The organism is Klebsiella sp. RHBSTW-00215 (assembly GCF_014103785.1).
GTDB lineage: Bacteria > Pseudomonadota > Gammaproteobacteria > Enterobacterales > Enterobacteriaceae > Klebsiella.
In genome coordinates, this window is the sequence record NZ_JABXQS010000001.1 from 301,329 (window position 1) to 325,648 (window position 24,320).

21 protein-coding genes and 2 pseudogenes are annotated in these 24,320 nt (G+C 54.2%); 6 read left to right on the forward strand and 17 right to left on the reverse strand.

Annotated elements, in window-relative coordinates; translation table 11 throughout:
• Nucleotides 1-54 precede the first annotated feature (54 nt).
• The 7 genes from recC to HV127_RS01515 form a co-directional block, all read right to left on the reverse strand.
• On the reverse strand, nucleotides 55-3,429 hold the full coding sequence (gene recC / locus HV127_RS01485) for an exodeoxyribonuclease V subunit gamma (RefSeq protein ID WP_182234676.1): 3,375 nt from the start codon (nucleotides 3,427-3,429) through the stop codon (nucleotides 55-57).
• A 12-nt stretch (nucleotides 3,430-3,441) separates the two neighbouring features.
• A complete protein-coding gene (locus tag HV127_RS01490; RefSeq protein WP_182234678.1) occupies nucleotides 3,442-3,765 on the reverse strand; it encodes a prepilin-type N-terminal cleavage/methylation domain-containing protein in 324 nt (107 codons plus the stop codon).
• A complete protein-coding gene (locus HV127_RS01495; RefSeq protein WP_182234680.1) occupies nucleotides 3,750-4,157 on the reverse strand; it encodes a DUF2509 family protein in 408 nt (135 codons plus the stop codon). The genes HV127_RS01490 and HV127_RS01495 overlap by 16 nt, the downstream gene beginning before the upstream one ends.
• On the reverse strand, nucleotides 4,154-4,717 hold the full coding sequence (locus HV127_RS01500; protein ID WP_182234682.1) for a prepilin peptidase-dependent protein: 564 nt from the start codon (nucleotides 4,715-4,717) through the stop codon (nucleotides 4,154-4,156). Before HV127_RS01500 ends, HV127_RS01495 begins: the two co-directional genes overlap by 4 nt.
• Entirely contained in the window at nucleotides 4,708-5,175 is a 468-nt protein-coding gene (locus HV127_RS01505; protein WP_182234684.1) for a prepilin peptidase-dependent protein, read from the reverse strand. Before HV127_RS01505 ends, HV127_RS01500 begins: the two co-directional genes overlap by 10 nt.
• Nucleotides 5,176-5,404: 229 nt before the next feature.
• On the reverse strand, nucleotides 5,405-6,772 hold the full coding sequence (locus HV127_RS01510; protein ID WP_181485020.1) for an L-serine ammonia-lyase: 1,368 nt from the start codon (nucleotides 6,770-6,772) through the stop codon (nucleotides 5,405-5,407).
• A 63-nt stretch (nucleotides 6,773-6,835) separates the two neighbouring features.
• Nucleotides 6,836-8,119 carry an HAAAP family serine/threonine permease gene (locus HV127_RS01515; protein ID WP_182234686.1) on the reverse strand — a complete coding sequence of 428 codons (1,284 nt, stop codon included), beginning with the start codon at nucleotides 8,117-8,119 and terminating at the stop codon, nucleotides 6,836-6,838.
• A 682-nt stretch (nucleotides 8,120-8,801) separates the two neighbouring features.
• Between HV127_RS01515 and HV127_RS01520 the strand changes: the two genes are divergently transcribed.
• A complete protein-coding gene (locus tag HV127_RS01520) occupies nucleotides 8,802-9,242 on the forward strand; it encodes a helix-turn-helix transcriptional regulator (protein ID WP_182234688.1) in 441 nt (146 codons plus the stop codon).
• A gap of 210 nt (nucleotides 9,243-9,452) precedes the next feature.
• Here HV127_RS01520 and thyA read toward each other — a convergent pair whose 3' ends face one another.
• The 5 genes and pseudogenes from thyA to HV127_RS32000 form a co-directional block, all read right to left on the reverse strand.
• Nucleotides 9,453-10,247, reverse strand: coding sequence for a thymidylate synthase (gene thyA, locus HV127_RS01525; protein ID WP_182234691.1), 795 nt, complete (start codon nucleotides 10,245-10,247; stop codon nucleotides 9,453-9,455).
• A gap of 6 nt (nucleotides 10,248-10,253) precedes the next feature.
• A complete protein-coding gene (gene lgt, locus HV127_RS01530; RefSeq protein WP_182234693.1) occupies nucleotides 10,254-11,129 on the reverse strand; it encodes a prolipoprotein diacylglyceryl transferase in 876 nt (291 codons plus the stop codon).
• A 227-nt stretch (nucleotides 11,130-11,356) separates the two neighbouring features.
• On the reverse strand, nucleotides 11,357-13,603 hold the full coding sequence (gene ptsP, locus HV127_RS01535; protein WP_181485015.1) for a phosphoenolpyruvate--protein phosphotransferase: 2,247 nt from the start codon (nucleotides 13,601-13,603) through the stop codon (nucleotides 11,357-11,359).
• 12 nt (nucleotides 13,604-13,615) lie between these two features.
• Nucleotides 13,616-14,146: an RNA pyrophosphohydrolase gene (rppH, locus tag HV127_RS01540; protein WP_112213962.1), complete on the reverse strand. Its 531-nt coding sequence runs from the start codon at nucleotides 14,144-14,146 to the stop codon at nucleotides 13,616-13,618.
• Nucleotides 14,147-14,567: 421 nt separating this feature from the next.
• A pseudogene (locus tag HV127_RS32000) lies at nucleotides 14,568-14,642 on the reverse strand (hypothetical protein); the annotation flags it as partial.
• Nucleotides 14,643-14,828: 186 nt separating this feature from the next.
• Between HV127_RS32000 and mutH the strand changes: the two are divergent.
• From mutH to HV127_RS01565, 4 genes are all read left to right on the forward strand, one after another.
• Entirely contained in the window at nucleotides 14,829-15,524 is a 696-nt protein-coding gene (mutH, locus tag HV127_RS01550; protein WP_182234695.1) for a DNA mismatch repair endonuclease MutH, read from the forward strand.
• An 81-nt stretch (nucleotides 15,525-15,605) separates the two neighbouring features.
• Nucleotides 15,606-16,319, forward strand: a complete 714-nt coding sequence (locus HV127_RS01555; protein ID WP_112213964.1) for a TerC family protein — start codon at nucleotides 15,606-15,608, stop codon at nucleotides 16,317-16,319.
• A gap of 128 nt (nucleotides 16,320-16,447) precedes the next feature.
• Nucleotides 16,448-16,666 (forward strand): YgdI/YgdR family lipoprotein, encoded by a 219-nt coding sequence (locus HV127_RS01560; RefSeq protein ID WP_004867116.1) that lies wholly within the window; start codon nucleotides 16,448-16,450, stop codon nucleotides 16,664-16,666.
• Between the two features lie 237 nt (nucleotides 16,667-16,903).
• Complete coding sequence (locus HV127_RS01565; protein WP_182234697.1) at nucleotides 16,904-17,944, forward strand: NADP(H)-dependent aldo-keto reductase; 1,041 nt, start codon at nucleotides 16,904-16,906, stop codon at nucleotides 17,942-17,944.
• Nucleotides 17,945-18,105: 161 nt separating this feature from the next.
• On the opposite strand, the gene lplT is transcribed toward HV127_RS01565, so the two are convergent.
• From lplT to HV127_RS31640, 3 genes and pseudogenes are all read right to left on the reverse strand, one after another.
• Complete coding sequence (lplT, locus tag HV127_RS01570; RefSeq protein ID WP_182234699.1) at nucleotides 18,106-19,299, reverse strand: lysophospholipid transporter LplT; 1,194 nt, start codon at nucleotides 19,297-19,299, stop codon at nucleotides 18,106-18,108.
• Complete coding sequence (gene aas, locus HV127_RS01575; RefSeq protein ID WP_182234701.1) at nucleotides 19,292-21,451, reverse strand: bifunctional acyl-ACP--phospholipid O-acyltransferase/long-chain-fatty-acid--ACP ligase; 2,160 nt, start codon at nucleotides 21,449-21,451, stop codon at nucleotides 19,292-19,294. The genes lplT and aas overlap by 8 nt, the downstream gene beginning before the upstream one ends.
• A gap of 211 nt (nucleotides 21,452-21,662) precedes the next feature.
• Nucleotides 21,663-21,914 (reverse strand): annotated as a pseudogene (locus HV127_RS31640) (hypothetical protein); the annotation flags it as partial.
• A gap of 158 nt (nucleotides 21,915-22,072) precedes the next feature.
• On the opposite strand from HV127_RS31640, the gene galR reads away from it, so the two are divergent.
• Nucleotides 22,073-23,089: an HTH-type transcriptional regulator GalR gene (gene galR / locus HV127_RS01580; RefSeq protein WP_182234709.1), complete on the forward strand. Its 1,017-nt coding sequence runs from the start codon at nucleotides 22,073-22,075 to the stop codon at nucleotides 23,087-23,089.
• Here galR and HV127_RS01585 read toward each other — a convergent pair.
• Both HV127_RS01585 and HV127_RS01590 read right to left on the reverse strand, forming a co-directional pair.
• Nucleotides 23,050-23,529, reverse strand: coding sequence for a GNAT family N-acetyltransferase (locus HV127_RS01585; RefSeq protein WP_182234711.1), 480 nt, complete (start codon nucleotides 23,527-23,529; stop codon nucleotides 23,050-23,052). The genes galR and HV127_RS01585 overlap by 40 nt on opposite strands.
• Nucleotides 23,526-24,299 carry a GntR family transcriptional regulator gene (locus HV127_RS01590; protein WP_182234713.1) on the reverse strand — a complete coding sequence of 258 codons (774 nt, stop codon included), beginning with the start codon at nucleotides 24,297-24,299 and terminating at the stop codon, nucleotides 23,526-23,528. Before HV127_RS01590 ends, HV127_RS01585 begins: the two co-directional genes overlap by 4 nt.
• Between the last annotated feature and the right edge of the window lie 21 nt (nucleotides 24,300-24,320).

The window sequence follows — 24,320 nt, forward strand, 5'->3', positions numbered from 1 at the left end:
TGCGCATCATAAATGAACAGCCATATATTGCGCAATTTTTATACTATTAAAATTTTATTCGGACTGATGGAAACGAAATACCGGCAGCAAATAGCGCTGCGTTTGCGCGATAATCTCTTCATAGTATTCCGGCTCCAGAGTGCGCCACAGGCGCTGATACCAAACATCGGTACCCTCACCGCTGACCACCATGTTCCCTTCATAGGCCTGAAGAAATTTACTACGCGCTTTCTGCTGCGTCTCTTCATCCATTAACATGACATCCTTTTCGGCGTCGTAACAGACTTTTAGCCATGCACCTCCGCTTTCTGGCAGCAGCAGTAGCGGTTTAGACATCCCTTGCAGATAACCGTCAACCAGTTCATTCAGGTATCCTTGAGCCTGCTCTTGCGCCAGCGGAGGGAAATGCCACTCCCCGTCTTTGCGCACAAACAGTCGACTTTCGCCGATACCGCCACTTGCACAATAGACAAGATGCTCCAGCCAAAGTTGCATTCCCTGCGCCACGCTCAGCAGCGATGGCCGCCAGCGCAGCAAACCGTCGGATTGTACCTGCTGCAACCACCCAGTAATGTTGACTCCGTTACATTGCAGATCGATTTCCAGACTCTGCCCCGGTTTGCGGCTGGCAATGACCCGCTCCGCCAGGTTTTGCATCTCTTGTCGCTGGGTCTCCCAGGCCAGTTCGCCGAAAGCGCCATAGGGTAACTCTCCGGCGGCACGGAAACGGCGATACATCACCGAGGCGTCCTGCTGCTCAATCAGCGTATTCAGCAGTTGCTGGTTCAGCTGATAGCGGCTCAGCCCTTCAAGGGTGAAAGGTTCATCGTCGGGGATTTCGCTCTCTTCCGAGCGGAAATTAACCCGCAGCCGCTGCTGGAAGAAGGCGCGAACCGGATGCTGCCAGAAACGCAGCAACTGTTCGAAAGGGAGGTGGTCAATTTTCGGGGCGGGTAGCGGCTGGATAAAATCACCGTGCGCCTCCCCCTGCTGGCTGGCGGCTGCCAGCCATTCCCGGGCATAGCTTTGATCTTCGTTGTCTTGAAAGTTGGCGGCATCAAAAGGCATGCGCGTATGCAGATGAGTGATGTGCTCTTTGACACGACGCTCGCTGGCATCGCAATCCAACGACTCATCGCCCGCCAGACAGTGGCTTTGACCGATATAGTCCGCCAGCTCCTGGACCAGAACGGAAGGATAGCGCTCGCTATTATCCTGAATAGAGCGACCAATATAGCTGATATACAGCTTCTGCTCGGCCGACATCAGCGCTTCGAGGAACAGATAACGGTCATCATCACGACGGCTACGGTCGCCACGCTGCGGTTTCTGGCTCATTAAGTCAAAACCCAGCGGTGCCAGAGTACGCGGATAAACGCCGTCGTTCATTCCCAGCAGGCAGACCACTTTAAAAGGAATCGAGCGCATGGGCATCAGGGTACAGATGTTCACCGGCCCGGCAAGGAAGCGCTGGCTGATGCGCTGCTGATCGAGGCGCTGGGAGAGTTCATCACGAAGCAAAGATAGCGGCACCGCTTCGCCGTACTGGGCCTCAACGCCGCCATCAATCACCGCCTGCCACTGTTGTTCAATAAGCGCCAGAGCCGCCTCTGTTTCGCTATCTGGCAGGAAAAAGTCGTTCAGCAGGTCACGGCATACCGGCAGCCACTCCGCCAGAGGGCGCTCCTGAGCCAGCCCGCGCCGCCAGAGATTAAGCTGCATTAGCAAGGATGCCAGGCTACCCACCAGTTCGGCGATAAGCCCGCTCGACTCATCGTATGGCAGAACCGAGCGCCACTCCCCCTCGCTGCTGTCCATTGCGTAGCCCAACAGCATCCGCGTCAGGCCAAAGCGCCAGGTGTGCTGGCCGGTTGCCGGGAGATCCAGCTCACGAACGTTGTCGTCATCCATCCCCCAACGCACGCCGGATTCGTTAACCCACTGGCGTAGGTAGCGTAGCCCCTCTTCGTCAATATAAAACCGCGCCGCCAGCACCGGAACGTCCAGCAGCGCCAGCACGTCTTCGCTGGCAAAACGGCTATCGGGCAGCGAAAGGAGGGTAATAAATGCCTGTAGCGCAGGATGCGATTCACGGGCGCGACGGTCGGAAATCGCCCACGGTAGCCAGCGTTCGCCGCTGGCGCTGCCGAAGACGGCCTGGATATAGGGACTGTAGCTATCGATATCCGCGACCATGACGATAATATCGCGTGGCGTCAGTTCGGGATTCTCTTCGAGCATCGCCAGCAGCCTGTCGTGCAGCACCTCGACCTCGCGCTGCGGGCTGTGGCAGACATGAATCATCAGGCTGCGATCGTCCAGCGCTAAAGGGCGCTTGCTGCGGCTGTTGGCGAACTCCTCGGCGCTACGCCCGGCCACTGCGCCATTGCGCAGATCGAGGATGTCAGCCTGAAGATTATGCAGCAGGTTGTCAGGTACGATATCAACAAAAGCATCCAGCTCTTCATAGCGTTCCAGACCCGCCAGTAAGTAGATATAGTCACGCCCCAGCTTGCCCCAGGAGGCCAGCATTGGGTTGCCGACATCCTGCTCCCCGGAATCATTAAATAATCCGGGTGCCTGTTCAGTATCACGGAACAGCGGCAGCTCTCGGGTCGTTTCACGATGATGGCGACGCTGGCGGGATATCAGTCTGGCCAAAAATGCGGGATCTTTGATGTCACCCCAGTAGTAGCGGCAAGGGTTAGTGAAGAGGACGTAAACATCAACATGCTTACCCAGCGCCTGTAGCGCCTGCAGGTACACCGGCGGCAGCGCCGAAATCCCACAAATAAATACCCGCGACGGCAGCCCGGCAGGAGGCTCTTCAGCGGATTCAAGCGCGCTGATAAAGCGTTGATACAAGTTGGCGCGATGCCACAGCGGCTGACCCAGTTCCGCAGTGTACTCCACCAGCTCTTTCCATAACGGCGCTTGCCAATCCTGTGCCTCGCCAAGGCCGTCCACGCGCCCGTCAGCCTCCCAGCGTATTAGCCATTCAGGGCGATAAACCAGATACTGGTCATAGAGATCCGCTACCCTTGTCGCCAGTTGAAACAGTTTGCGCTTGTCACTGTCGTCGCTCAGATAGTGGCGCAGCAGCGTGAAGGCTTCATCGTCAAGACGCTGAGGCAGCAAGGTCATCAGCTTCCAGCTCATGCTCTGTTTGCTGAACGCGCTTTCCCCGGGGATATCTTTCAGCACCCGTACGAACATGTCCCAGATAAAACTGGCTGGCAGAGGGAATTCAATATTGGCCGCGATCCCGAATCGCTTCGCCAGCGTCATCTGTAGCCATTGCGCCATCCCGGTACTCTGCACCAGCACCATTTCAGGAATGAAAGGGTCATCCAGCCGCTGGCGTTCGACGATAAATTCCATCAACGCTTCAAGCACATCCAGACGGTTTGAGTGGTACACCCTTAACATATTCGCTCCTGGCTACTGACTGACCGGGCAATGCAGCCGGGTCATCTGCGCCCGCCTTGCGGTGGGCATCGTGATCGTTACCGTGATGCTGACACATCTTTGCACCGATGTCTGCACACGGGATACCTGTCGGTTTGCTGGAATCTCGGCAGGGCTAAGCTGCCCGAATCGCCATGCGTCACGCCACAGCTGACGATACTGATTGAGCTGCATAAAACCATTAGCCAGCCCACGTTGATATCCCGCCAGCGCGGTAACGGTCATTATCAGCAACACTAAAGCTAGCAGCGTTTCCGGCAGGCTAAAACCGCGTTGTCGCCTCAAGGCATCTGACATAAGCTCGCCTCCTTTAGCGGGCAAAAATCACTCCAGCCGTGGGGTGAAAAGCGCAGCTGGTTTTGCTCTACCACGCCAGACTGCCACAACAGCATGGTGCCGCTACCGCCTATCAGCAATACCGATGCGTCGCTGAAAATGCGCATGCAAGCGCGCCAACCAAATTCGCCATTCTGCTGGCAGTTCACTGCATTCTGCAACGGCCAGGAGAGTCCCTTTCCCCACTGTAGTGCGGAATGCGCACCAGCAGTATCGCGAAGCGCCTGCGTTTCGCTGGCCGTTTGCGCCAACAAAGAACGCTGCTGCTGGTTTAACCCCTGAAGCAGCAGACTACCAAGCGCTAACAGCAGGAGCACCATCAGCAACGAAGAGATACCGCGCTGGCGATTCACAGGTTATATCCCGTTACGCTGTATTCCGCCTGCGCGTGAATTCGCGAGTCAGCAACGGATTGCGCCGCCAGCGTTATTGATAGCTCAGGGGGATAATCCGTCCTGCCCTGCCGGGTAATCTGAAACGTGGTGACTTTAATCGCCGCCGGGTTGGTCATTCTCTCCCAGCCTTTGCCGCTACAGTCACTCGCCCCGCGTAAGGTTTCCAGCGCGCCATCGCGTAGCCGAAAGCCTGTCGTATCAGATTCCGACGACGGTGAGGCATTCCAGACCCCGTCGCTGTTGCCATCCCAGCGCAGGAGCACACAATCACCGCTGCCTGTAATGTGCAGCGCTTCCCCGCTACAGCGTCCATTGCAATAACCGGCGCGTTGCAGATGCTTCGCCACGGCATAGAGACGCTGCCAGAGTTCATTTTCCAGAGACTGCTGCTGGGTCTGGTTCAGAACCGCTCGCTGCAAAGAGGGCAAAAAGCGGGCGCTTCCGAGTAATAAAACGGAGCTAATCGCCATCGCTATCAGCGTTTCGGGGAGAGAAAAGCCACGATGAATTACTGACATGATGTCGTCTCCTCGCCGCGACACAGGCGGATTCTCCCCCAGTTGGAAACAATAATATTCCAGCCGCCCGCTGCGCTTTGCAGCCTTATATGCCCGGCCCAGGCGGTATTGCGCAGGCCGTAAAACCCAAGACCTGGTGTGATCGCACTGAGCGAAACGTCCGGCCACAGCGGTTGCAACGTGAAAGCGCTCTTTACGCTACAGTTGGCCGCCGCGCCGGTGGCACTCAGGCACCAACCCTCCGCGCTTTGCCCGACGTTTAATATTCGGTCGCGGTTGTGCCAGTTGGCGTCGTCGCGCAACAGCACAAGATAGTCCCGGACCTGGCAAGCGGTTTGCCACAGGCGCTGCTGCTGTCGCCAGCTCTGCCATCCGTATAGCCCACTGGCGCTAAGAATGACAACCAGCATCATCGTTATCAGGGTTTCAATCAGGGTATAGCCATGTTCTCTGTTCATGGGCCGAGTATGCGTATCCTTGATGACTGATACGAACGGCAAAGTGAGGGTTTGCGTCGCGCGTCGGAGAGTATTTAAAGCGTTGCAATGGGTTGCAAAGGTGCGGGAAACCAGCTCGCAAAAAGCGGGTTCTGATCACGGTTTATAGCCGTCGTTTAGCAGGGTTGGCACATAAAAAAACCGCCTGCAGAATGAAGTGAACTCCATTCTGCAGGCGGTTTTCCAAGTCTCAGGATTCGCACACCGCGACTTTAATCGCCAGACCGCCTCGTGCTGTTTCACGATATTTGGCATTCATATCTTTGCCTGTCTCAAACATCGTTTCGATGACTTTATCCAGTGAGACTTTTGGATCGCTGGTACGATACATCGCCATGCTGGCCGAGTTAATGGCCTTCACTGCCGCAATCGCGTTACGCTCAATGCACGGTACCTGAACCTGTCCGGCCACCGGATCGCAGGTCAGACCGAGGTTATGTTCCATGCCGATTTCCGCGGCAATGCATACCTTATCCGGACTGCCGCCCAGCAGCTCTGCCAGTCCGGCAGACGCCATCGAGCAGGCCACCCCCACTTCCCCCTGACAACCAACCTCTGCCCCGGAAATAGACGCATTCATCTTGTACAGAATGCCAATCGCACCCGCGGTCAGATAGTAGCGCATATAGATTTCCGGCGTCACCGCCTTGATAAAGCGATCGTAATAGGCCAGTACCGCCGGGATAATTCCGCAGGCACCGTTGGTCGGTGCGGTAACGACTCGCCCGCCCGCCGCGTTCTCTTCCCCTACCGCCATCGCGAACATATTGACCCAATCCATCGCACTCAGTGGTGTAATCGACTGGCTCTGCGGTGCCAGCACGCGGTGCAGCGCAGAAGCACGACGTGGCACTTTTAGTGGTCCAGGCAAAATGCCTTCCGTGTTCATACCCCGGTTAATAGCGTTTCTCATGGTCTCCCAGATTTTCGCCATATTTTGCTCAACGCTCTCCCTGCCGTGGCGGGCGATCTCGTTTTTCATCATCACCGCAGAAATTGACAGGCAGTTGTCCTGGCAGTGTGCCAGCAGGTTGCGGGCAGAATAGAACGGGAACGGAATATCGACCTCCGCGTCCTGATTCTTGCCAAAGTTTTCCTCCGTGACGATAAAACCGCCGCCAATGGAATAGTAAGTCTGAAAATGGACGATTTTTCCGTCGCAAAACGCGGTAATACTCATGCCATTTTCATGTAGCGGCAGAAACTCATTGTGAAAACGCATGCATTCTGCCACCGGGAACTGAATTTCTCTCTGGCCTTCTTCAATAAACAGACGATGCATGGTGTTTACATCGCAAATAATGCCGGGAATGGCGTCGATATCAACGGTATCAGGTAAATACCCGGACAGCCCAAGAATAATTGCAATATCGGTATGGTGGCCTTTACCCGTTAATGACAGGGAGCCATACACATCCACCACCAGACGAGTCACTTTATGCAGCAGGCCTTTTTCCTGCAGGGTATCAACAAAATGTTTTCCTGCTTTCATCGGCCCAACAGTATGTGAGCTGGACGGCCCGATGCTGATTTTGAAAATATCGAAAACGCTAATCATGTGGCACCCATGCGGTTACAAAGCAAAACGGATGTGCCGCCTGCAACAGGCGGCGCTGAAAACTTAGCTGAACAGTGAGAAGAAGATGGCAGAGATGGCAATTAACCCCATCACAACCACAAACACGTTGCTGATGTGACCACTGTATTTGCGCATGGCTGGCACTTTGTTGATGGCATACATCGGCATCAGGAACAGAATCATCGCGATAACCGGGCCGCCCAGCGTTTCAATCATGCCCAGGATACTCGGGTTCAGTGTCGCTACAATCCAGGTGGTCACCAACATGAACAGCGCAGTGATCTTGTTCAGTTTGTTGATTTCTATTGATTTCCCTTTACCGCGCAGGGACTTAATCACCATGCCATTGAAACCTTCACGCGCACCGAGGTAGTGGCCGAGGAAGGATTTGGTAATCGCAATCATCGCGATGATAGGTGCCATCCAGGCAATCACTGGCGCATTAAAGTGGTTCGCCAGGTAAGAGAGGATGGAGATGTTCTGTGCTTTCGCTTCCGCCAGGTTTTCCGGAGAGAGGCTCAGCACGCAGCTGAACACGAAGAACATAACGGTCAGCACCATCATGATGTGGGCAAAACCCAGGATACGGGAACACTTACGCTCAGCGTCCTGACCGTATTCTTCACGTTTTGCCACCGCAAAAGAGGAGATGATTGGCGAATGGTTGAAGGAGAAAACCATTACCGGGATGGCCAGCCACAGGGTCATCCACAGACCATTACCCGTTGCGGAAGCGCTGCTCAGCGACAGGGTATCCAGTACCGCACCATTCCATTGTGGGATCAAATAAAGTGCCAGCAGCATCAGCGCAAACACGAACGGAAACACCAGCACGCTCATGGCCTTAACAATCATTTTTTCGCCAAAGCGGACAATGCCCATCATGCCGATAATCAAAATCAGCGACAAAATAGCGCGCGGCGGAGACGCAAGGCCAAGCTGGTGAGTAATAAAGCTATCAACCGTGTTGGTAATTGCGACGCTATAGACCAGCAGAATAGGATAAATAGCGAAGAAGTAGAGCAGCGTAATAAGCTTACCCGCACCAGTGCCGAAATGCTCTTCAACCACTTCGGTAATATCTTCACCCGGATTTTTTCCCGAGAGAACAAAACGGGTTAAACCACGGTGGGCAAAAAACGTCATAGGGAATGCGATAATTGCCATAATGATCAACGGAACTAAGCCCCCAACCCCGGCGTTAATCGGCAGGAAAAGTACCCCTGCGCCAATCGCAGTACCGTACAGACCCAGCATCCAGACGGTATCACTTTTTCTCCAGCCGCTGCTCTCGCGAGCAACGAGGGTATTTTGAACGGTTTCCATAGTATGGCCTCAGTAATATAGAGTAGTGTCAGATTTATTTGACTCTGATTCAGGTAATAAATGTGCTGTGTTTATTTGGCTATTTTATTAAATACAACTAAGCTGATTCACTAACCGCGATCACATAACCTGATTTATAGAGAGGACTTTTAACGCATCAAAAATAGCACCAAAAATTTAATATTTTTTAAAGTATCATTTTTAATACGTTATTATTTCGACACCCACTTCAATTAGCCATATATTTATATATTTTAATTCCAGAGATAACAAACGATATTTGTCATACAATTCATGAGAATCAAAAAACATTATCTCCAATTTAAATATGTCAGATTGCTGATGGCTGCCAGACTGAGCAACCGTGGCAGGTTTCCACACCGGGCGACACCACAACGGCGTCCCGATGAGCCGTTATCGAGCCTGGTTTCTGAGGAAATATCCGAATTTGAGCCTCTGCCAGTCCGGTAAACAGCATCAACACCGCCACGAGGGCAATGGACAGTAACCGTCGCCGCAGAAGTACCTTAAACAACTGAAGAATATAACAACATCCAACTATTTAAAGGCGCTACCAAAAAAACAATGTTGTGACTATCGCAAAAGAGAAATTATCTGCTTTATTTATAATTTAATATGCTAAATAATCTGTCAGGATTTATTACGCAGTAGAGGAATTGAAATGCGTTTCAGTACGATGCCCGACAGTGAAATTATTTCTGAATTGTGCCGCAGAATTAAAGAAACGCGTATACAGCTTGGGCTGTCACAGATTGAGCTGGCCGAGCGCGCACAGGTCGGCGCTGCAACCATCAAACGCGTTGAATTAGGCGAGTCCGTAACTCTCAGTACGCTTATTGGTATTTTACGTGGTCTGGATCGTCTGCATCAGTTGGAGTCTGTTTTATTCGATTCACACATTCGTACCTTTAACGCGCAAATCAATACCACGACACCTTCCCGTATCCGTATTCGGAAAAAAACACATCAGCCAAAAGAGAAATTTGCCGCGACCGCACAGACCAACGAGGCAAACGCCACCATTAACGAATGGTACACCTCATCGGCCTCTCACAGCGTGGTGTGGTCTTTCCAGCCGCCTGACGCAGAGAAAAAAGGGTAGTCAGCTTTGGGGAACGGTGCCGTTGCCAGCGCCAAATAGCTTTGATGTCCCTCCGGTATCATCCTTTCCAGAGAGGGAATAAAGGGCAACAGATTGCTTGAATCTGACTGAATAGTTTTGTCTTCCATAAACAACAAACCCCTACTTGCTGGATATCCAACTTTCGGGGTTCACTTCAAGTATCAGCGGTTTTTCGTCGTCACTTCCAGATCAAATCGCCACTGGCGCTTTAATCCCCGGATGCGGGTCATAGCCTTCAATTTCGAAGTCTTCAAAACGGTAGTCGAAAATCGACGCCGGTTTGCGTTTGATGACCAGCTTCGGCAGCGCGCGCGGTTCGCGGCTCAGCTGCAGATGCGTCTGCTCCATATGGTTGCTGTACAGGTGAGTGTCGCCGCCAGTCCAGACAAAATCGCCTACTTCGAGGTCGCATTGCTGTGCGACCATATGCACCAGCAGCGCATAGCTGGCGATATTGAACGGCAGGCCGAGGAACACGTCGCAAGAGCGCTGATACAACTGGCAAGAGAGCTTGCCGTCCGCCACATAGAATTGGAAAAACGCGTGGCACGGTGCCAGCGCCATTTTGTTCAGCTCGCCTACGTTCCATGCCGAGACGATGATGCGGCGCGAATCCGGGTCGTTTTTCAGCTGTTCCATCACGGTGCTGATCTGGTCGATATGACGTCCATCCGGCGCAGGCCATGAACGCCACTGTTTACCGTAGACCGGTCCCAGATCGCCGTTCTCATCCGCCCACTCGTCCCAGATGGTGACGTTGTTTTCGCGCAAATACGCAACGTTAGTATCACCTTGCAGGAACCACAGCAGTTCATGGATGATGGAGCGTAAATGACAGCGCTTGGTCGTCACCAACGGGAATCCTTCCTGCAGGTTAAAACGCATCTGATGGCCGAAGATAGAGACTGTGCCAGTTCCGGTGCGGTCATTTTTTTGCGTGCCCTCAGCGAGCACTTTCTGCATCAAATCAAGATACTGTTTCATGGTTCCTCAAGAGTTTTGTTGCTGCGGACGACAACGGTACGCCCAGACCATCATTATGATACCCGCAAGCACCATTGGGATGGAAAGAATCTGCCCCATGCTGATGTACTGTACCCAGCCGCCGGTGAACTGCGCGTCGGGCTGGCGGAAGAATTCTACGACGATGCGGAACAGGCCGTAGCCAATTAAGAACAGGCCAGAGACCGAACCGGTTGGGCGCGGTTTGCGGATAAACAGGTTCAGGATCAGGAACAACACCACGCCTTCCAGCGCCATTTCATAGAGCTGCGAAGCGTGACGCGGCAGCGCGCCGTAAGTGTCGAACAGCGATTGCCACTCAGGATGCGACGGCAGCAGCGCCAGATCTTCTGCACGGGAGCCGGGGAAAATCATCGAATAGTGAAAGCTCGGATCGACGCGTCCCCACAGTTCACCGTTGATAAAGTTGCCCAGACGCCCGGCACCCAGGCCAAATGGAATCAGCGGCGCAATAAAATCAGAGACCTGGAAGAAAGTGCGCTTCGTGCGTTTGGCGAAGATGATCATCACCAGAATCACACCGATGAGGCCGCCATGGAAGGACATCCCGCCGTCCCAGACGCGGAACAGATAGAGCGGATCGTCGAGGAATACCGGCAGGTTATAGAAAAATACATAGCCAATACGACCTCCGAGGAAGACCCCGAGGAACCCGGCATACAGCAGGTTTTCAACTTCGTTTTTCGTCCAACCGCTGCCCGGACGATTGGCCCGACGGGTGGCCAACCACATCGCAAAAATAAACCCGACCAGGTACATCATGCCGTACCAGTGGAGGGCGAGCGGTCCAATGGAAAATATTACCGGATCAAACTCCGGAAAATGCAGGTAGCCACTATTCATCTGTCACCATAAACACTTGTTATTCCGCCGAAAGTGGACAGCGGTTATCGTTCGCGCCCGCCAAAAACGGGCGCTCCAAAGGCTGCGAATGATAGCATAAGCGTTAAGGACGATCCGCGCCGGACATGTAAAAGATATGTATACGAATGCGAATACGTAGCTGAGCATTCCCGGAGGCGGCGCGCTGCGCCTGTCCGGGCTACCCAACCCGCAAACTGTAGCCCCCGCTAGCGGCCACCGCGAATCAGGCCGCCGAGACCGCGTCTCTCCATAAAGGCGGCAACCTGGTGGCGAACTTCCGCAGTCATTTGCGCTTCCAGACTGCGGTGAGAAAGCTCCTGAGCCTCATTGATATCAATACGGCGCAGCAGGTATTTCACCCTCGCCACCGAACGACCGTTCATCGACAGATGGCGATAACCAAGACCAATCAGGATCGTCACGCACATCGGATCGCCCGCCATTTCCCCGCAAAGACGCAGGTCGATACCAAAACGCTCGGCATCACGGGCAATCATCGCCAGCGCCCGCAGTACCGCCGGGTGCAGGCTATCGTACATACTGGCGACTCGGGTATTGTTACGATCCACAGCGAGAAGATACTGCGTCAGGTCATTAGTGCCAACGGAGATAAAATCGACGCGGCTGGCCAGTTGCGGCAGCATAAAGACCATCGAGGGCACTTCCAGCATCACGCCAAGACGCGGACGTGGAATGGCATAACCGATCATCTCTTCCACTTCACGGCTGGCGCGATCGATAAGACGGCGGGCCTCATCCACTTCATCCAGGCTGGTGACCATCGGTAGCAAAATGCTGAGATTGCCGGTCGCCGCGTTGGCACGCAGCATCGCGCGCACCTGAACCAAAAAGATCTCCGGCTGATCGAGCGTGATCCGAATGCCACGCCAGCCAAGGCACGGATTTTCTTCACTAATCGGCATATATGGCAGCTGTTTATCCGCCCCGATATCCAGCGTGCGCAGGGTCACCGATTTCTCGTTGAACATCTGCAACATACCCTGATACTGCGCAACCTGCTCCTCTTCAGAGGGGAAGCCGCTTTGCAACATAAAGGGGATTTCGGTGCGATACAGACCAATGCCGTCGACAAAATTGCCAAGTTTTTCTTCGTGCTCAGGGCTCAGGCCCGCGTTGAGCATCACTTTTACCCGCTCACCGCTTTTCAGTTCGGATGCGCGTTCGAGATCGTCTTCAGCCAAGCGACTGAGCTCGTTTTCTTCGCTGATCAGGCGCTGATACTCTTGCAGCAGCACCGGCTCCGGGTCAACCAGCAGCTCGCCGCGATAGCCGTCGACGATCAGGGTATGTCCGTGCAGCAGCGAAGGCTGAATATCCGCCCCCATCACCGTCGGAATGCCCAGCGCACGGACCATAATCGCAGCGTGTGAGTTCGCCGCGCCGTCGCGAACGACCACGCCCGCTAAACGCTCCTGGGGAACTTCCGCCAGAGTCGCCGCCGACAGCTCATCGGCCACCAGCACAATGCGCTCTGGCCAGGTATTCGGACCTTGAATACTGTCATCAAGATGGAAAAGCAGCCGCTGGCCTAGCGTACGCAGATCGCCCGCGCGCTCTTTCAGATAACCATCGCTGAGCGCGGCAAACTGTTCGGCGAACTTCTCGATAATCTTCTTCACCGCCCACTCAGCCACCGCACCCTGATCGACTTCGGCGAACAGCTCACGGCGCAGGCGCGCGTCGGAAAGCAGGTGTGAATAGAGATCAAAGATTGCCGCTGTCTCTTTCTGCGCCCCGGCAGAATAGCGCTTGCTGTAGCGGCGAAATTCGTTGGCCGCCTCTTCCAGCGCGCCGGTCAACCGTTCGCGCTCGGAAGCGGTATCAAGCGTCGAGGCTTCGTAGACCTGCTCCATCAACGGCAGGCTGACGTCCATCCAGCCTTCGGCAATCGCGACGCCCGATGAAGCGGGCAGCGCGCGGATGCGGGTCTGACGATATTGACCGAACAATGCGGTCAGCTGAGATTGAGAGAGAATGCCGGCGATTTGCGTGGCCAGAGTGACAAGAAAAGACTCTTCGCTTTCATCGAACTGACGCAGCTCGCGCTGCTGTACTACCAGTACCCCCAGCAGCTGACGCCGCTGGATGATCGGAACACCAAGGAAGGCGCGAAAACGGCCCTCTTTTACCGCAGGAATATATTTAAAGCTGGGGTGCTTTTGCGCGTCGGCAAGGTTAATGGGTTCCGCCAGTCGGCCAACCAGACCGACCAGGCCTTCATCAAAAGCGAGCGCAACAATACGCCCGCGGGGCTTTTTCAACCCGCGAGTCGCCATCAGGTAATAGCAGCGTCGGTCGTTGTCAGCCAGATAAACCGAACAGACTTCCGTCTCCATCGCGGCGCAGATATCGGTTACCAGGATATCCAGCGCCTCGTTTAAACGCGGCGCACTCGCGACCTTCTCGACTATTTCTCGCAACCGAGTGAGCATAATGTGCGTGGCTTAACCTCTTTTACGTCGATATGCAGGCGCGCTTTGCGGCTTAGGCGCGCTCTCCGCTAGCGCCATCGTGACGCTGGCAAACTCTTTCATCACCCGGCGGTAAACGTCGCGCTTAAACGACACCACCTGGCGTACCGGGTACCAGTAACTTACCCATCGCCAGCCATCAAACTCAGGTGTACTGCTGGTTTGCATATTGACATCCGCATCACTGCCGATCAATTGCAGGAGAAACCACTTTTGTTTCTGGCCGATACATACCGGCTTTGTGTCCCAACGCACCAAACGCTTAGGTAATTTGTAACGCAACCAGTTACGGGTTGAAGCCAGGATCCGCACATCTTTGCGGCTTAACCCAACTTCTTCGAACAATTCCCGATACATCGCTTGCTCTGCTGATTCTCCTGGATTAATGCCCCCTTGCGGGAACTGCCACGAGTGCTGACCATAGCGCCTGGCCCACATGACCTGGCCCTGGCGATTACAGATTACAATGCCGACATTTGGGCGGTAGCCATCGTCATCAATCACCGGACTACCTCAAAATAAGCTTCAATGTGAATGATTGTTTCACACTCGCTGGAAACGGTAAACCACTCTGTTAGCACGATGAGATCGAATAACATTTGAATAACTCACAGTAATACCCCGAGTTATAAACAGCGAAGGCCATCACCGGGCGATTTTATTCACTTTTTCTGTGGATAGAGTTGTGAAGAAGTATGGAATTAACCAGGGAAAACCCGGAGTAATCCGAACAGCGTAGTGATAACACAAATAAATAATGACATGTTTTTCATTAAGTTATAATGAAAAACTTTCATAAACCATAGCATAACGTGATGATCATCACATATGAGATCCTGGAACTGATGAAAGATCGAGCAATGTTGGTTTTATCCACAGCTTAAGCAAGCCAACTGAGCATATTTCGTCTAAAAACTCGATTTTACCCGCACGTCAAGGCTGTAAATGGAAACAGTAGTGGGGCTTTTCCCCAGTTATCCCAGTTTTCTGTGGATAACATGGTGTAAGATCCTGTTCATTGCCAGTGACCAGTTCTGGAAAACTCGTTTTAACAATTTTTAAAGCGGTAAAAAATAGAAAAAAAAGTCATACGAATCATCACATTGTCATACTTACCCCAGAAAAGGTAAACTCTATCCACAACGGATGAAATTACCGCTCATTTTTTAGACAGAGGTTTCTTGTTATGCCAACCATTGCGCCGCTCCCATCACCACCGCAAAGCCAGGAGCAACTGCTGGCCCAGGCGCAGCAGTTAGCAGGTTATTCGTTAGGTGAATTGGCCGCACTGGCGGGCATTCCGATCCCACGCGATTTAAAACGTGATAAAGGGTGGATCGGCATTCTGCTGGAGATTTGGCTAGGAGCCAGCGCGGGCAGTAAACCCGAGCAGGATTTTGCCGCGCTGGGCGTTGAGCTTAAAACGATACCGGTCGACTTTCAGGGCCGTCCGCTGGAGACCACCTTCGTCTGCGTTGCACCGCTTACCGGCAATAGCGGCGTCACCTGGGAGAGTAGCCACGTGCGCCATAAGCTTAAGCGCGTATTGTGGGTACCCGTTGAAGGCGCGCGCACGATCCCACTTGCCGAGCGCCGCGTCGGAGCGCCGCTGCTGTGGAGCCCGAGCGAAGAGGAAGATCGCCAGCTGCGCATGGACTGGGAAGAGTTAATGGACCTGATCGTTCTGGGGCAGGTTGAGCGTATCACCGCTCGCCATGGCGAAGTACTGCAGTTGCGTCCAAAAGCCGCGAACAGTAAAGCGCTAACCGAAGCCATCGGTACTCACGGCGAGCCCATCCTTACTCTACCGCGCGGGTTTTATCTAAAGAAAAATTTCACCGCCGCCCTGCTGGCCCGCCATTTCCTTCTCTCCTCTAAATAACGACCAGAGGATGATTAATTTTTTGTTCTGCCGCAATGGTTGCATATAATTGCATCTTTCTATTTTGCAGGACTTTGAACGATGTTATTTGCATGGGTAACCGATCCTAACGCCTGGCTGGCGCTTGGTACGCTGACGCTGCTGGAGATAGTGCTTGGGATCGATAATATTATTTTCCTCTCTCTGGTTGTCGCAAAACTCCCCACCGCGCAACGGGCTCATGCCCGCCGCATCGGGTTAATGGGGGCGATGATCATGCGTCTGGCGCTGTTGGCGTCAATCGCATGGGTCGTCAAGCTCACCAATCCACTGTTTACCGTGTTCAGCCAGGAGGTCTCTTTTCGCGATCTGATTCTGCTGCTCGGCGGGCTGTTCCTTATCTGGAAGGCAAGTAAAGAGATTCACGAATCGATCGAAGGGGAAGAGGAAGGGCTGAAAACCAACGTCCATTCATTTATGGGCGCGATTGTGCAAATTATGCTGCTGGATATTATTTTCAGCCTCGATTCGGTGATCACCGCCGTTGGGCTGTCGGATCATCTGTTTATTATGATGGCTGCGGTCATTATCTCGGTGCTGGTGATGATGTTTGCCGCTCGTTCGATAGGCGATTTTGTTGACCGCCACCCTTCAGTCAAAATGCTGGCGCTGTCGTTTTTGATTCTCGTCGGCTTCACGCTGATGCTCGAAAGTTTCGACGTGCACGTGCCGAAAGGTTACATCTATTTCGCAATGTTCTTTTCCATTGCGGTTGAAAGCCTCAACCTGCTGCGAAATAAAAAAAACCCACTGTAACCCGCTAAAATGCAGCCCTGAAACGGGCTGCAATCCTTTTTTAAGACTTAACTGCTTTTTATGTCTCACAAATCAGGCTATTAATATACTGGTACGAGGTGCGGCCATAAATAATAGAGGTAACAACAATGAAAAAATGGGCAGTATTGATTTCCGCCGTAGGACTAGCGTTCTCGGTTTCCGGTTGCAGCAGCGATTACGTGATGGCGACCAAAGATGGTCGTATGATTCTGACTGATGGTAAACCCGCAGTAGATGATGATACCGGTCTAATCAGTTACGAAGATCAGCAAGGTAACAAAATGCAGATCAATCGTGATGACGTTTCCCAGATTATTAAACGTTAAGGTATTTCGTTGACCAGCAGCTTGTCATTCATCGCGTGGCTGCGCTGCCTCTTCAACATCCTTCAGTTTTCAAAAAAGAGTCGGGAAAATCTGATGCATCCGCAGGGATAAATCAGGCTACGTTTCGCAAGCCCGGCTTTTTTGATCTTTTTACTTCCTCTTTTTCTCCCCCTCTGCCATTTTTATATTCCTTTGTCGGGGAACGCCTGACCTTGTAGATAAAAAAGGAAGCTGGCTATGCAGTATCACCGTATCCCACACAGTTCTCTTGAAATCAGCACGCTGGGGCTGGGCACAATGACGTTTGGTGAGCAGAATAGCGAGGCCGACGCACACGAGCAGCTCGATTACGCCGTCAGTCAGGGTATCAATCTGATTGATGTCGCTGAAATGTATCCCGTCCCGCCTCGCCCGGAAACCCAGGGCCTGACGGAAACCTACGTCGGTAACTGGCTGGCTAAGCGCGGCAATCGCGAGAAGCTGGTTATCGCCTCTAAAGTTAGCGGCCCTTCTCGCAACAACGACAGCAGCATTCGTCCTGACCATAAGCTGGATCGTAAAAACATCCGCGAGGCGCTACACGACAGCCTGAAGCGCCTGCAAACCGATTACCTCGACCTCTACCAGGTCCACTGGCCACAGCGCCCAACTAACTGTTTTGGCAAGCTGGGCTATACCTGGACCGACTCCGCTCCGGTCGTCACTCTATTGGATACGCTGGAGGCGCTCGCTGAGTTCCAGCGCGCCGGGAAGATTCGCTATATCGGCGTTTCTAACGAAACGGCGTTTGGCGTGATGCGTTATCTGCACCTGGCAGACAAACACGACCTGCCGCGCATTGTAACCATCCAGAATCCGTACAGTCTGGTGAACCGCAGTTATGAAGTGGGCCTGGCGGAAGTGAGTCAATATGAAGGTGTCGAGCTGCTGGCTTATTCCTGTCTGGCGTTCGGTACGCTGACCGGGAAATACCTTAATGGCGCGAAACCGGCCGGAGCGCGCAATACGCTGTTCAGCCGCTTTACGCGCTATAGCGGAGAGCAGACGCAGAAAGCAGTGGCAGCCTATGTCGATATCGCTAAGCGTCACAATATTGACCCGGCTCAGATGGCGCTGGCCTTCGTGCGTCGCCAACCGTTTGTCGCCAGCACTCTGCTTGGGGCGACGACGATGGAGCAGCTTAAGACTAACGTCGAGAGCCTCCATCTGGAGCTCAGCGCAGAGGTTTTAGCGGAGATTGAAGCGGTGCATCAGGTTTATACCTACCCGGCACCGTAAGACAGGAAAGCCCCGGGTCGCGGCGTAAACGCCTTACCCGGGCTACAAAATTCCAGAACCGCGCAGGCTTTTTTCCCGGAGGCGATGCTACGCATCTGTCCGGGCTACACGTTCGTGCGGTTTTGTAGCCCGGACAGGCGCAACGCGCCGCCTCCGGGAGATTATTTACGCCGTCCCCAAATCCACAGGGCGGCGATAGCCAGGGCAAACACCACGCCGAAGCCAATCCCTACGCCGACAACCGGAATACCGATGCTCACCGCCAGAGAATAGAGGCCCAGCATCAGCAGCATCGCCACGTTTTCGCCGAGGTTCTGCACCGCGATCGCGTTACCTGCGCCAACCGTATGCTTCCCGCGCTCCTGGAGCAGCGCATTCAACGGTACGATAAAGAAACCGCCGAACGCGCCGAGCAGCAACAGCAAGCCAAACGCCGGTAACAAGGCTTGTTGAATGGCAAAGAAAACCACGACAATGCCAATTAAGAAACCGGCAGGCAGACAGCGGGACACCGTTTCCAGCGTCACCAGCTTCGCCGCCGCACCGGCACCCAGCACAATCCCTACTGCCACCATCGCGTTGAGATAAGTCGGCATCGCGTTGCTGGTGATCCCCAGCGCCACCGGTACCCACAACACCAGCAGGAAGCGCAGCGTAACGCCCGCGCCCCAAAATAAGCTGGTACCCACCAGCGAAAAGCGGGTTTCGCTGTTGCGCCATAGCGTGGTACAGGCGCTAAAGAAACTGTGAGTCATCGGCTTAAAGCGCCATGACTGCCCCGGACGCGCCGCGGGCAGCTTCGGGATCCACAGGTTGGCCACCACCGCGCCGGCATACACCACCGCGCAGACGCTGAGCGCCGCAACAACATGCCAGTCCGCCAGAACACCACCGGCCATTGAGCCAAGCAGTATCGCCGCAATGGTTGAGGACTCCATCAAGCCGTTAGCTTTCACTAACTTATCACCGGTCGTCAGCTCGCCGAGGATACCGTATTTGGCTGGAGAATAGGCGGCTGCGCCAATGCCCACTAACGTGTAGCCAATAAACGGGTTCACGCCGAAGCAGATGCAGCCTGCGCCGACAAGCTTCAGCCCGTTAGCGACCATCATCACCCGCCCTTTAGCGAAGCTATCGGCAAACTGCCCGACAAATGGCGCAAAAAGAATGTAAGCGCCCACAAACAGCATCTGCAATACCGGCTGACTCCACTCCGGGTAGAACAGCTGCTTCATCAGCGCCAGGGTGGCGAACAGCAGCGCGTTATCGCCAAATGCCGAGAGAAACTGGGCGCAGATAACCGCCACCATCCCTTTCGAGTACAGCGAATTGTTAGTGTGTACTGACTCACTCATGGGAATGTTCCGTCTGTTCTACCATACCTTTGAGGGTGACAAAGTCCGGCTTGCCGCTGCCCAATAACGGGAGCTGCTTAAGCCAGCGAATGTCGCGCGGTACCGCCAGCTCCGGCACGCCGTGTTCACGGGCATAGCGCAGCAGTTTTTCACGATTCAGTTCATTATCGGTGGTAAACAGCACCAGCGCCTCGCCCTTGCTGGCATCTTGTTTAATCGCCGTGCCGTGCATTTTGTCCGGCGAAATCGCCAGCGCCAGCTGCTCGACCATCTCCAGCGACACCATCTCACCGGCGATTTTGGCAAAGCGCTTGGCACGGCCCTGAATTCGCACATAGCCTTGCTCATCAAAGCCGACGATATCCCCGGTGTCATACCAGCCGGTTTCCACTTCGCCGTGCTGATTTTCCGCCGTCGGTGCTTCCAGCACGCCAGGGTTTTCTACCCGCAGATAGCCTTTCATGATATTCGGGCCTTTGAGCTGTAAACGGCCCCCCTCTTCAATACCAGGCATCGCCAGCAGACGGGCGTCCATGCCAGGCAGAATACGGCCAACAGTGCCCACTTTCGCCGCCATTGGCACGTTAATCGATACGACCGGCGCGCATTCGGTGACACCGTAGCCTTCAAGAATGCGCAGGCCGAACTTGTCCTGCCAGATCTGCTTCGTGCTTTCCTGCAGCTTCTCTGCCCCCGCGACAACGTAACGCAGGCGATAAAAATCATACGGATTGGCAAAGCGGGCGTAGTTGGCGAGGAATGTCGAGGTACCGAACAGCACGGTACAGTTGCGGTCGTACACCAGCTCCGGCACCACGCGATAATGCAGCGGGCTGGGATAGAGAAAGACTTCTGCGCCGGTAAACAACGGCGTCAGCAAGCCTACCGTCAGACCAAATGAGTGGAACAGCGGCAATGCCGACATAAAGCGGTCGTTGGCGGTGAAGTCAGCGATGGTTTTAATCTGCTCAACGTTGGCCAGCAGGCTCTTGTGGCTATGCACCACACCTTTCGGGTGACCTTCCGAGCCGGAGGTAAACAGGACCATCGCCGCGTCTTCCGGCTGCTGCTTAACCTGCGCCAGCTTCGGCATCAGCAACCGACTGAAAATCCACAGTTTATCGGCAGCGGTGACGTCACCTTTTAAATCTTCGAGGAATACCCAGCGCACCTGAGTCAGTTGCTCCGGCAGATGCCAGAGTTTGCCTTTGTCGAGGAAGGTACGGGAAGTAAAGATGGTTTTGATTTCCGCAGCGGTAATCGCACTGCTCAGGCCTTTGATCCCGGCGGTGTAGTTCATCATCGCCGGAATGCGCCCACGGGCGACAGCGCCAAAAATCACCGCCGCGCTAATCCCGGCATTCGGTAACATCAGGCCGATTTTTTCGCCCTGCGCGCTGTATTTTTCCAGAATACGCGCCACAAACAGCGTTTTGGTCAGCAGCTTACGGTAAGTGTCCGGCTGAAAATTAATATCTTCCACGCAGTTTTTGCGCGCACCGTAACGGTCCTGAGCCGCCAGCAGCGCCTCGTACAGCGTTTCGCGCGGGCGCACCGCCATCCGCGCTTCCATCATGATTTGGTGCAGCATTTCACCGGCGATTTTACGCCGGTCGCGGGCGCGCGGCGCATCCGGCATCACCAGATGCGTCGGTGGCAGCACATGCAGTTGAATACGCGGGAACAGGCGGCGCTTAACCAGCCCCTTCAGGCGACTAAAGGGCGTGAGTTCAGCACCTTCGATTCGCAGCGGCACAATCGTCGCCTGCGACTTCGCCGCCACAAAGGCTGCGCCGTCATAAATTTTCATCAACGAACCGCTCACCGAGATCCGCCCTTCCGGGAAAATCACCACCGGACGCCCCTGTTCAATCAGGCGCACCAGATGCTTGATTGACATCGGTTTGGTCGGGTCCAGCGGGACGAAATCAATAATTGGCCTTAGCGCACGCATAAACCAGCGATCGGTAATCGAGGAGTACACCGCAAAGACGGGGCGCACTGGCAAGAAAAGAGCCAGCAGTACGCCATCAAGAAATGAGACGTGGTTTGGCGTAATCAGTACCTTTTGCTGGTACAGCGCCTGCGTGTCACCGGTTAGCTTTACCCGGTACAATCCTTTGAATAGCAGTCTAAAAAATCCTAAAAGCATAACAACTCCGTTTGACCGGTTAATCAGTCAAAGCAGGTTACACGAGAAGGCATGGAAAATGCAGTATAGGTAGCGGAATTCAGAGCAAAAAAAACCTGCGCATCTGCGCAGGTCGGTGCAAGATAATCAGTACGAAAAGCGTACTTAAAAAACTCACCTATCAATACCTCTGGGATCCTGATTGTCTCGTTTTTTCACCCGCCGACACCAGTCATAAAACGCAAGGGAATGAGCCTAAGTGCAACCAGTTATTGCTATTTTCGGTAACTGTAACAATGGCTAACGGCGGGCAAAAAAAAACCTGCGCATCTGCGCAGGCTGGTGTAATTAGAGTAGTCAACCTGAAGTCGACTCCACCTATCAATACCTCTGGGATAACCAGAATATCAATGCCCTGAATGGGTAAACCAGCGAACATTCGCAACAGCTAATCGCAAAGTGTAAGCAAAGGTGTGAATTATCCCTTCCTGTATCATTCGTCAGAATGCCTGTGGGTAACTTTTTCACCAGCAAGGCTAATCTGCATCACAATTGCGCTAACCCAATAGTACCGAGCCTTGAATCTGCCGCACTTTCCCGTAACATAACCGATATGTAAGCGTTTACCCTAAAAGGCCTGGTATGGCGACTATAAAGGATGTAGCCCGACTCGCAGGAGTTTCTGTCGCTACCGTCTCCCGCGTTATCAACAACTCACCAAAAGCCAGCGAAGCCTCTCGCCAGTCGGTAGGCGCGGCAATGGAAACGTTAAATTATCATCCAAACGCCAATGCCCGCGCGCTGGCGCAGCAGTCAACGGAAACCGTCGGTCTGGTGGTGGGCGATGTTTCCGACCCCTTCTTTGGCGCAATGGTCAAGGCCGTCGAACAGGTGGCCTACAATACCGGCAATTTTTTGCTGATCGGTAACGGCTATCACAGCGTCCATAAAGAGCGCCAGGCGATTGAACAACTGATTCGCCATCGCTGTGCCGCGCTGGTCGTTCACGCCAAAATCATCCCTGATGACGAACTGGCCTCGCTGATGAAACAAATTCCCGGCATGGTATTAATCAACCGTATTTTACCCGGCTTCGAGCAGCGCTGCGTGGCGTTGGACGACCGCTACGGCGCATGGCTGGCGACCCGCCATCTGATTCAACAAGGGCACACTCGCATTGGCTACCTGTGTTCCAACCACGCCATTTCTGATGCCGAAGATCGTCTGCAAGGGTATTACGATGCCTTAAAAGAGAGCGGTCTGCCGTGCAACGACCGGCTGGTGACGTTCGCTGAACCCGACGAGAGCGGCGGCGAACTGGCAATGACCGAGCTGATGGGGCGCGGGAGAAACTTTAGCGCCGTAGCCTGCTATAACGACTCAATGGCCGCCGGTGCGATGGGTGTGTTAAACGATAACGGCATTGATGTACCGCGTGAGATTTCGCTGATCGGCTTTGATGATGTGCTGATTTCACGCTACGTGCGCCCGCGACTGACCACAGTGCGCTACCCGATAGTGACCATGGCGACTCAGGCTGCCGAACTGGCGCTAGCGCTGGCGGAACATCGTCCAGCACCGGAAATTACCCACCTTTTCAGCCCGACGCTGGTCCGCCGTCATTCAGTGATCGCGCCGCTTGATGGCGACAAATCGTAGCGGTATAAACTGACGGCGGTGGCCGGATAATCCAGGCCCTCGCCGATATATTGCCAGCCAAAACGCTCATAAAAATCGCGGCAAGCGGAGTAGAGAAACAACTCGCAATAACCCTGCGTCCGGGCATACTCAATAACGTGCTGCTGTAGCTTACCCGCCAGCCCCTTCCCCCGCGCCTCTGGCGCAACGTACAGCGCCGCCATCCACGGATACAGGTCCTGACGGCTGATCAAGTCGCAGCGCCATAGCCCGACAGTTGCCAGCAGTTTCCCATCTTCGACGGCAATAAAGGTGATCGGTAGCGCGTCGGGCATCTGGCTGTGTTCAACAATGCTGGCAAAAAAGGCCTGCGGCAGCGTATCGCCGCCAAACGCCTGCCATAGCCACTCCGTCACCTGCTCGGCGTGCTGCGCCCCGGCGTAAAGAGGCTGAATAATCACACCAGCTTTCCCTGAAAAATCGGCACCGACTCAAACAGATAGCCGTCAAAGTCCGGCGCGTCTTCATCGGAAAGCTCCAGCAGGCTATTTTTCACATTTTCGAGATGCTGCCACATCGCCTGCCAGGCCCCCATCACGTCGCGACGGCGCAGGGCGGCGAGGAGCGTTTGCCGGTCACCAAGCCACTTCAGGCGATAAGCGCGGCTGGCGATATGCACATTGAACTGCTGCCACAGCGGGCTGCTGTCCATTTGCAGCCAGATGCGCTCAACCGTCGCCAGCAGCATCTGATTTTGCGTCGCCCCGGCCAGCAGCAGGTGAAACAGTCGGGCGTTATCCTGGCTGGTATCGTTGGCGGCGATAGCCCGCTGCTCCTGTTCGATAATCCTTTTCAGGTTATCGATGTCGGCGCGGGTGGCCATTTTGGCGGCAAAAGCGGCGATATTGCTCTCCAGCAGCTGACGAGCCTGCAGGATTTCAAACGGCCCGACGTCGCTGCTCAGCATCTGTTCTTCCTCGCTATCGTCCTCATGCGGGATGCGCATGACGTACACCCCAGAGCCCTGGCGAATATCGACAGTCCCCTGCAGCTCCAGCATCAGTAGCGCTTCACGCACGATCGTCCGACTCACACCGTAGGTTTCGGCGATATTGCGTTCCGGCGGCAGGCGCGACCCGATGGGATAGCGCCCCTGCGCAATCTGTGCGCGTAAATCATCACCAATTTCCTGGTAGGGTTTCTTTTCCGGCGGAATGATAGCCTTCTCCACAATATCACCTGTGCGTTTTGA